Origin of the sequence: Pseudomonas sp. (assembly GCF_026224925.1) — a bacterium.
Taxonomy (GTDB): domain Bacteria; phylum Pseudomonadota; class Gammaproteobacteria; order Pseudomonadales; family Pseudomonadaceae; genus Aquipseudomonas.
On sequence record NZ_JAMFRV010000031.1, the window covers coordinates 1 to 8,539 of the forward strand.

At 57.9% G+C, this 8,539-nt stretch carries 9 protein-coding genes; 6 read left to right on the forward strand and 3 right to left on the reverse strand.

Annotated elements, in window-relative coordinates; genetic code table 11:
* Window positions 1-142 precede the first annotated feature (142 nt).
* Window positions 143-1,474: a PLP-dependent aminotransferase family protein gene (locus M0974_RS01565; protein ID WP_297831784.1), complete on the reverse strand. Its 1,332-nt coding sequence runs from the start codon at window positions 1,472-1,474 to the stop codon at window positions 143-145.
* A gap of 89 nt (window positions 1,475-1,563) precedes the next feature.
* Between M0974_RS01565 and M0974_RS01570 the strand changes: the two genes are divergently transcribed.
* Window positions 1,564-2,460 (forward strand): DMT family transporter, encoded by an 897-nt coding sequence (locus M0974_RS01570; RefSeq protein WP_297831787.1) that lies wholly within the window; start codon window positions 1,564-1,566, stop codon window positions 2,458-2,460.
* Here M0974_RS01570 and M0974_RS01575 read toward each other — a convergent pair.
* The gene (locus tag M0974_RS01575) at window positions 2,452-3,597 is read right to left on the reverse strand and encodes an ABC transporter ATP-binding protein (RefSeq protein WP_297831790.1); all 1,146 of its coding nucleotides are present in this window, start codon (window positions 3,595-3,597) and stop codon (window positions 2,452-2,454) included. The two genes, M0974_RS01570 and M0974_RS01575, sit on opposite strands and share 9 nt — an antisense overlap.
* Before the next feature lie 187 nt (window positions 3,598-3,784).
* Here M0974_RS01575 and M0974_RS01580 point away from each other — a divergent pair, with 187 nt between their 5' ends.
* From M0974_RS01580 to M0974_RS01600, 5 genes are all read left to right on the forward strand, one after another.
* On the forward strand, window positions 3,785-3,937 hold the full coding sequence (locus tag M0974_RS01580; RefSeq protein WP_297831792.1) for a hypothetical protein: 153 nt from the start codon (window positions 3,785-3,787) through the stop codon (window positions 3,935-3,937).
* Between the two features lie 9 nt (window positions 3,938-3,946).
* Window positions 3,947-5,275 carry a sugar ABC transporter substrate-binding protein gene (locus M0974_RS01585; protein ID WP_297831795.1) on the forward strand — a complete coding sequence of 443 codons (1,329 nt, stop codon included), beginning with the start codon at window positions 3,947-3,949 and terminating at the stop codon, window positions 5,273-5,275.
* Between the two features lie 90 nt (window positions 5,276-5,365).
* On the forward strand, window positions 5,366-6,274 hold the full coding sequence (locus M0974_RS01590) for a carbohydrate ABC transporter permease (protein ID WP_297831798.1): 909 nt from the start codon (window positions 5,366-5,368) through the stop codon (window positions 6,272-6,274).
* A gap of 1 nt (window position 6,275) precedes the next feature.
* On the forward strand, window positions 6,276-7,142 hold the full coding sequence (locus M0974_RS01595) for a carbohydrate ABC transporter permease (protein WP_297831802.1): 867 nt from the start codon (window positions 6,276-6,278) through the stop codon (window positions 7,140-7,142).
* A 37-nt stretch (window positions 7,143-7,179) separates the two neighbouring features.
* The gene (locus tag M0974_RS01600) at window positions 7,180-8,160 is read left to right on the forward strand and encodes a sugar-binding transcriptional regulator (protein ID WP_297831806.1); all 981 of its coding nucleotides are present in this window, start codon (window positions 7,180-7,182) and stop codon (window positions 8,158-8,160) included.
* A 30-nt stretch (window positions 8,161-8,190) separates the two neighbouring features.
* Here M0974_RS01600 and M0974_RS01605 read toward each other — a convergent pair.
* Window positions 8,191-8,539: FGGY-family carbohydrate kinase (locus tag M0974_RS01605; RefSeq protein ID WP_297831808.1), on the reverse strand; the 349-nt coding region annotated here is incomplete at its 5' end.

Sequence of the window (8,539 nt, forward strand, 5' to 3'; positions counted from 1 at the left end):
AATGGTTCGAAATCCTGCCGGGCCATCGAGGTAGGCCTTAATCGCGGTCTGTTTAAATGAGGCTGTATACCTGTTCATGCAAAACACCCAAAAAGTCAGATGGGTGTCCAACTTTTTGGGTGCAGTTCATTTTGGTACACGCCTACGAATAAGCCTCCACCACCCACTTCACTTTTTCCAGCGCCTCTCGCAGTACGCTTATTTCCACGGAGCCGAGCGCCAAGCGGATCGCGTGCGGCACGTGGGCAGAGGTAGCGAACGGCTCCGCAGTTGAAACCGATACTTTTTCACGCAGCAATGCCATGGCGATTTGGTCGGCCCTGGCATCTTCAGCCAAGGGCAGCCAAAGAAAATACGAAGACGGATGGCTGACGCAACGAAGCCCTGCCAACACCTCAACAGCCACGGCTTGTCTGGCCTGCGCATCTCCGCGCTTTTCAGCCTCCAATTGCATAACGGTACCGTCGTCGAGCCACGCGCTTGCAATGGCTGTCATAACGCCCGGAGTATTCCAGGTGGTGGCTCTGACGGTTCGCTCCAACGCGGCTACTTTGTCGGCCGGGGCGACGACGAAACCGACACGCAATCCGGTGGCCACGCTCTTCGATAGCCCGGACACGTAAACCGTCCTTTCGGGTGCCAGTGCAGCTAACGGTGGCGGCGGGTCTTCGGCGAGGAAGGCATAAGCGGCGTCCTCAATGATCAGCAGCCCATGTTTGCGCGCGATGCTCACCAACTGCTCGCGTTGATCGGCACTCATCACCCATCCCAGCGGATTGTGCAAGGTTGGCATCGAGTACACCGCCCGCACACGTCGACTACGACACAAGCTTTCCAGCGCCTGTAGATCAGGTCCGTGATCGAACACAGGAATTGGCAGCACTTCAAGGTGCAGTGACTCGGCCAGCACCTTAAACCCCGAATAGGTCAACGCATCCGCTGCAATCACATCACCGGGTTTCAACAGCGCCATCATCGTGACGGCCAAGCCATGTTGAGCACCGCTGACCATCAACACCTGCTCAGCATCAACGGTCAGCCCACGGGCGCGCAGATGGCGCGCCACAGACGCACGTTCATGCAAACGCCCCGCGTGGGGTTGGTAGCGTAACAAGGGCTCAAGATCGCCGCCCAATGCGAGTTGGCGAAGCGCCGTGCGCAGCAGTTCTGCCTGCCCTGGAAGTGACGGGTAGTTGAAGTTGAGATCGATCATGCCAGCAGCGACGCTTTGCTGATCGATGCCTTGACCAGGCGACAGTGAAGTCTCCCTGACGAACGTGCCGCGCCCGGTCTCGCCACTGACAAGACCCATGTCTTCCAGCTCTGCGTAAACCCGCGTTGCCGTCACCAAGGCCAGCCCTTCGGTAGCCGCTAATTGACGGTGTGTCGGCAAGCGCGTGCCGGGCGAAAGCCGCCCTGAGCGGATGTCAGCCGCAAAAGAATCCACCAGTGACTTGTAGCGTGATCGAGGCATACCGAGGCGTATCCATGACAATTTTTTGATTGTATTGTTTTTCGATCATACGATGGATATACCGCAAATAACATCGAGCGTGTCCCACGATGGAACGTACATCGCACCCGCAACACCAAATGACGGAAAAAGTAGCAAGCGGATGGCTCAATGGGTTCATCGGTGTCCTCATCTTCAGTGGCTCGCTGCCAGCCACGCGGGTGGCCGTCCTGGAATTTGATCCGGTGTTCCTGACGATTGCCCGCGCAACGATTGCCGGGGTTTTAGCGCTTTGCGTACTGGTGCTATTTAAAGAGAAACGACCCGCCAAGCATCAGCTTTTACCCTTAGTGATCGTAGCAATGGGCGTTGTCGTAGGGTTTCCGCTGTTAACTGCGCTGGCACTGCAGTACGTGACGTCGGCGCATTCCATCGTCTTCGTTGGCATGTTGCCACTCGCCACCGCTGCGTTCGCGGTGCTGCGCGGCGGCGAGCGTCCGCGGCCGGTATTCTGGTTGTTCTCGGTATTGGGAAGCGCGCTGGTAGTAGGGTTTGCCGTCTCCCAAGGGCTGACCGCTTCGCCAGCGGGCGACATTCTCATGCTGCTGGCAATCCTCGCGTGCGGACTGGGTTATGCAGAAGGGGCGAAGCTGTCGAGGACACTCGGCGGCTGGCAGGTGATCTCTTGGGCGCTGGTGATTTCGCTGCCGGTAATGGCTCCGCTGGCGTTGTACATCGCACCGCCCTCGTTCTCAGGCATAACCCCATCCGCGTGGTTCAGTCTGGCGTATGTATCAATTTTCAGCATGCTGATCGGTTTTGTATTTTGGTACCGCGGCCTCGCCCAAGGAGGCATCGCCGCAGTCGGCCAGCTTCAATTGCTACAGCCGTTCTTTGGATTAGCACTGGCCGCGACGCTACTGCATGAGCACGTGAGTATCGCCATGCTCGGAGTGACCATCGCAGTCATACTTTGCGTTGTTGGAGCAAAAAAATTCTCAAAGTAGATGTTCAGGCAATGTACAAAACGCAGGATGCGCCACTTCGGTGTAATGCGTGAGGTGTACCAACGCATTGCCGTCTTCGCCGAACAAATGGCAGCCGGCGCCGGTCACGCCGATTGCCAGGTTTTGCCCACCTTTGACCTGCGAATTCCCGGCCCCTTTGACCATGATGTGATGACCGTCGGCGGTCTGTGCGTGGCTGAAGGTTTCTCCACCCAAGTGTTCAACCACCAGGGTTTTCGCCAGAATTCGCGCTTCGCCGTGGCCCAGTTCAGACAGGTGTTCCGGGCGCACGCCCAATGTCAGCGACGCACCGATGGCGACGCCCTCAGCCTGAACCGGGACCAGTAACCGTTCGCCGCCCGGCAGGCTGACGCTTACCCCTTCCGCACCCACCGCCACGACGGTGACCGGCACAAAGCTCATTTGCGGCGAGCCGATAAAGCCCGCCACGAAGCGGTTGCGCGGGTGGTGATACAGCTCCAGCGGCGAACCCACTTGCTCGATGCGGCCCTTGTTCAACACCACGATCTTGTCGGCCAAGGTCATGGCCTCAACCTGATCGTGGGTCACGTAGATCATCGTGGCTTGTAGGTCGTTGTGCAGTTTGGCAATCTCGATGCGCATCTGCACCCGCAACGACGCGTCGAGGTTCGAGAGTGGCTCGTCAAACAAAAAGACTTCTGGCTCATGAACAATCGCGCGACCGATGGCGACGCGCTGACGTTGTCCGCCAGACAGGGCTTTAGGTTTTCGGTCGAGCAAGGCGTCCAACTGAAGGATGCGCGCGGCATTGCGCACCTTGGCCTCGATCTCGGCCTTGGGCAGCTTCTGCATTTTCAAGCCGAAGGCGATGTTGTCATAGACCGACATGTGCGGGTACAGCGCGTAAGACTGGAAAACCATTGCCACTCCGCGATCTGCTGGCTCCAGATACGTGACATCGCGGCTACCGATGCGAATTTGCCCTTGGGTGATGCTTTCCAGCCCGGCAATCGAGCGAAGCAAAGTGGACTTGCCGCAACCCGACGGCCCGACGAACACTACGAACTCGCGGCTCTCGATTTCCAGGTTGATGTCATGCAGGACTTTGATGTCGCCATACGCCTTTTCGACGCCACTCAATCTGAGCTCAGTCAAAATCGTGTCCCCTTGATTATTGTTGTGAGTTCCGGCGCTCCGGGGTGCTCGGAACATGTCTACAAACTGTGGCTACAAACTGTGGGTACGAGTAAAGCAAAGCAGTAAATTCGATTCTTGACAGCTAGAGTTTTCCTTCTACGATCATTTGTAATTCAACAATTACAAATGTCAAGGCGGAGACCACATGCGGGCTGCCTACATCCACGGCGCCATGACCGAATTCATCTCGGTGTTGCCCAAAGACGGTGATCTTCCCCAATCCCTAAAGCGAACCCCTGAAAGCAGGCGCGCAAGTGCGCGTCGAAAAGACGTACTCCTCACCAACTACAACAAATGAGGTCACGTAATGAAAAAGCTTGTATGGAATGCCCTTGCGCTCTCGGTCGCCCTCGCCTCTGGGGGCGCGCACGCCTGGACCCTGGAAGAAGCCGCCGCGCCTTACAAAGGCACCACGATCAAGGCCATTTTCCTCGACCGTCCCGGTTACGCCGCCGCCATCAAACTGCTGCCAGATTTCGAGAAGAGGACTGGAATCAAACTCAGCTACGAAACCGTTCCCTATGAAAATAGCCGTGAACGCCAAGTGCTGGATTTCACCGCGGGCAACGAAAACGATGTGGTGCTGACCGACGTAGTATGGATCGGCGAGTTCGCGGGTAACGGCTGGCTGGAACCGGTCAAGACCTTCACCGATGACAAGAAACTGGCTGACCCGGACCTGAAGCTTGACGGGTTCTTCCCGATCCTTTTGGAGTCGTTCGGCACGTGGGACAAGAAAGTCTATGGGCTGCCGTTCGATAACTACTCGGGCCTGCTGTATTACAACAAATGCATGCTCAAGGACGCCGGTTTCGACAAGCCACCAGCGACCTGGGATGAACTGCTCAAGGTTTACGCACCTAAACTGACCGGCAACGGCAAATACGCCTACGCGCTGCAATCCCGGCGCGGCGAGACCCAGTCGGCAGACAGTTTCATGCGCATGCTCTGGCCGTTTGGCGGATCGCTGCTGGACGCAAAGTTCAAATCCAACCTCAACTCGAAAGAATCCCAGACCGGTTTGCAGTTCCGCCAGGACCTGATGAAATTCATGCCGCCAGGCATCGTCGATTATGACCACAACGAAGCGGTCAACGCCCTGGCCCAAGGCAATGTCGCGATGATCACCGAATGGTCGGCGTTCTACAGCACCTTGGCCGACCCGACTAAATCGAAGATCACCGATTGCCTGGCCGTGGCGACCGAACCTAAAGGTCCAGCGGGGCTGAAACCAGCATTGGGTGGGTTCTCGCTGGGGGTTAACGCCAACGCCCCGGATGACAAAAAAGCCGCTGCCTGGTTGTTCATTCAGTGGGTCACCTCCGAAGCCATGGCCAAGCCGTACCTCGAAGCTGGCGGTGTCAGCGGTCGCAGTGCGGTCTACAAAGACCCGGACATCCAGAAGCGCTACCCATTCGTGCAGCCGATGGTCACCTCATGGGAAGGCGGCGTCCCGGACTTCCGCCCACGCTTCGCCGAATGGCCTGAGATTTCGGAAATTGTCGGTGAGAACGGCACGGCGATGATGCTGGGCAAGGTCAGTGTGGCGGATGGGGCCAAGACCATTGGTACGCGGGTTGAAGAGATTCTAGGCAAGGCCGGCTACTACGACGGTAAAAAACCACTGTTGAAATAACCGCTCGGGTGCCGCGCAGCGCTTAACAACCTGAGGTTGCGCGGCGCCCTCTTCCTGACTTGCTAAACCCGCGCCAGGAGTGTCTTGCCCATGTCCAGCGATAAAAAGCCGGCGGTCTTTCCAACCCTGTGGAACAACACGCGAGCGGCCTTGGCCTTCCTCGCGCCGGCCACGGTGGCCCTGGCGTTGATTGGGATATTCCCGACGGTGTTCGCCTTGGTCAATTCGTTCCGCCAATACAACCTGTCGCGCCCTCGCGACCCGACGCCGTTCATTGGTTTCGATAACTACGTCAGCGTGTTCAATGACCCGTCGTTCTGGGCCTCATTGGGTCGCACCTTCGTCTTTCTGCTCACCGTGGTGCCGATTCAACTGGTACTGGGTTTGATCATCGCGTTGTTGCTGCACAAGCCCGGATTGTCTGGCTTTAAGCTGCTGGCGCGCATGAGTTTGGTCATTCCGCTGGCCACCGCGCCGGCCGTGGTGGGCCTGATCGGCCGACTGATTTTCAACCGCGACTTCGGCGTCGCCAATGCCCTGTTGGCCATGGTTCATGCGGGGCCGGTGGAGTGGCTGGGCGACACCACCAATGCGTTTATTGCCGTGGCACTGATGGACGTCTGGCAATGGACGCCGTTTTGCGCGCTGGTGCTGCTGGCCGGTCTAACCATGGTCCCAACGGAAATAGAAGAAGCCGCGCGCCTGGAAACACGCAGCCGCTGGCAAATCATCCGCCACGTGCAGCTGCCGTTTCTGCTGCCCAGCGTCACGGTGATATTGATTCTGCGCACCGCCGACATCCTGAAGATGTTCGACACCGTATTCACCATGACCCGCGGTGGGCCGGGCGCTGCCACTGAGTTGGTCAGCGTCTACATCCAGCGCATCGGCTTTCGCGTGTTTGACCAGGGCGTGGCATCGGCCCAAGCGATTTTGCTGCTGATCCTGACCATCGTGCTGGCGCGCCTGTACATCAAATTCGTTTACCAGGAGATCTGATATGGCCACCGTGAGTGCCGATACCGTCGTCGCCAAACAGGTCATTGCCAAGCCGCGCCGGAGGGTCAATGGCTGGCACCTGGTCGGGCTATTGGCGATCTTTCTGTTCGCCGTCTTTCCGTTCTACTGGATGGTAGCGACCAGCATGAAAACCCAGGCCGAAGCGTTGACCTCGCCGCCGATCTGGCTGTTTACCCCGCGCTTGGATAACTACGTTCAGGTGTTGTTTCATCGAGATGTGCTGTCCAGCCTGGCCAATTCACTGATCGTTGCCGCCTGCACCACCGCATTGGCCGTGGGGCTTGGCACGCCCGCGGCCTATGCGTTGGCGCGGTTTGAGTTCAAGGGTAAGGAAGACCTGTGGTTCTGGTTCATCACCAACCGCATGCTCAGTCCGATTGTGGTTGCCCTGCCTATTTTCCTCATGGCGCGCACCTTGGGACTGATCGATACCCGTCTGGTGCTGATTCTGGTGTATTTGACCTTCAACCTGCCGATCGTGGTGTGGATTTGCACCGACCAGTTTCGCGGCGTACCCAAGGACCTCGATGAAGCGGCACGGCTCTCGGGCGCTTCACGCTTCACCATCTTTTGGCGGATTGCCCTTCCGTTGGCGATGCCAGGGGTTGCGGTGTCGGCCATCTTCTCTTTTATCTTTTCCTGGAACGAGCTGCTGTATGCCTTGGTACTGACCCGCAACGTCGCACGTACGGCACCGGTGACCGCCACCAGTTTCATGAGCGGTTACGACCTGCCTTGGGGAGAGATCATGGCCACCGGTACGTTGATTGTGTTCCCGGTGATCATTTTTGCGTTGATGGTTTCCAAACATCTGGTACAAGGTCTGACCATGGGCGCTGTGAAGTAGGCGTCGGGCAACTCGATGAATGCGAAGGGAAAAGGCCGTGCAAGAACCCCATCCGGACTTTGATTTAGACGCCGAACGAATCAATGCCGAACACCAGCTGACCATCCGTATCGCCTGGTATTACTACGTCAACAACATGACCCAGCAGCAGATCGCTGACCGATTCGGCCTGACCCGGGTGCGGGTCAACAAGGTGTTGGCGAACAGCCGTGAGACCGGCGTGGTGCAAATCCGCATCAACTCTAAACTGGCCTCCTGCATCGAGCTGGAGCATGGCCTGCAAGAGCTGTTTGGCCTCAGCCGGGTGACGGTGGTGCCAGCCCCGGAAGACCCAAAGATGATTTTCCGAGTGCTGGGCGTCGCGGTGGCGCCGACCATCCATGATCAGCTGTTTGATGGCTGCACGGTTGCTGTGGGTTGGGGCCGGACCCTGCGCCAAGCCGTTCTTGAAACTCAAAGCCGCGTGTTGCAGGGCATGACTGTGGTTTCGTTGCTGGGCGGCCTGCATTACGGTTCGGCAAACAACACGGTGGAAATCGCCTCCAGTTTTGCCGGTCTGTTCGGTGGCTCTCATTATTACCTGGCCGCGCCTGTCTACGCGCCGTCGGCCCAGTACCGGGACATGATCCTCGCCGAAGCGTCGGTGCAAGACGTCCTCGGCAAGGCGAAAAATGCCGATCTGGCATTGGTCACGGTGGGTGATTTGACCGAGCGCTCGCTGATGTTTGAACTGGGCATGGTCAGCGCCGAGGACGCACGTACCTTGAAAGCCACTGGCGCGGTGGGCGACTTACTGGGGCGCTGGCTCGACCGTGACGGTGTAGAGGTCAATCATCCGTTGAATAGACGGGCCATTTCCCTTGAGCTGGAAGACCTTAAGCGCATCAAAAAAGTGGTATTGGTCTCTGGCGGTCCGTACAAGGCCGACATCATCCGCGCCGTGCTGCTGCGCAATTTTGTCCATGAACTGGTGATCGACGAGACGACTGCCCAACAACTGCTTGACCAAGGTATCTAAAGTTCACATTGCATCCTACAGGTGGGTCATCTAGCGCCGATTCAGCTTTGCCAGCCTTGGGTACAAATCCCGCAGGCGCGGATACAGGTCGGCGTACAGTTCAAACAGTTCACGGTGAAATTCACGCTGTGCCGGGGCCGGCAGCAAGGTCTCACCGCCTTGAGTCATGGAGTACGCGGCGCTGGCAAAATCTGCATACAAACCAGCACCCACTGCCGCCGCAATACCTGCTCCCAGGCTCGACGCTTCCTGAGTGATCGCCCGCACCACCGGGCGATCCGTGATGTCGGCAATGATCTGGCACCAAAGCTTACTCGACGCGCCGCCACCGATGGCGACAAAGACGTTTACAGGCTCACCCGTGGCCTCGACCAGCCGC

Bases quoted from the DNA above. Each gene is read 5' to 3' on its own strand.
- M0974_RS01580 (WP_297831792.1), top strand. From the start codon at position 3,785: ATGCGGGCTGCCTACATCCACGGCGCCATGACCGAATTCATCTCGGTG.
- M0974_RS01565 (WP_297831784.1), bottom strand. From the start codon at position 1,474: ATGCCTCGATCACGCTACAAGTCACTGGTGGATTCTTTTGCGGCTGAC.
- M0974_RS01590 (WP_297831798.1), top strand. From the start codon at position 5,366: ATGTCCAGCGATAAAAAGCCGGCGGTCTTTCCAACCCTGTGGAACAAC.
- M0974_RS01595 (WP_297831802.1), top strand. From the start codon at position 6,276: ATGGCCACCGTGAGTGCCGATACCGTCGTCGCCAAACAGGTCATTGCC.
- M0974_RS01585 (WP_297831795.1), top strand. From the start codon at position 3,947: ATGAAAAAGCTTGTATGGAATGCCCTTGCGCTCTCGGTCGCCCTCGCC.
- M0974_RS01570 (WP_297831787.1), top strand. From the start codon at position 1,564: ATGGAACGTACATCGCACCCGCAACACCAAATGACGGAAAAAGTAGCA.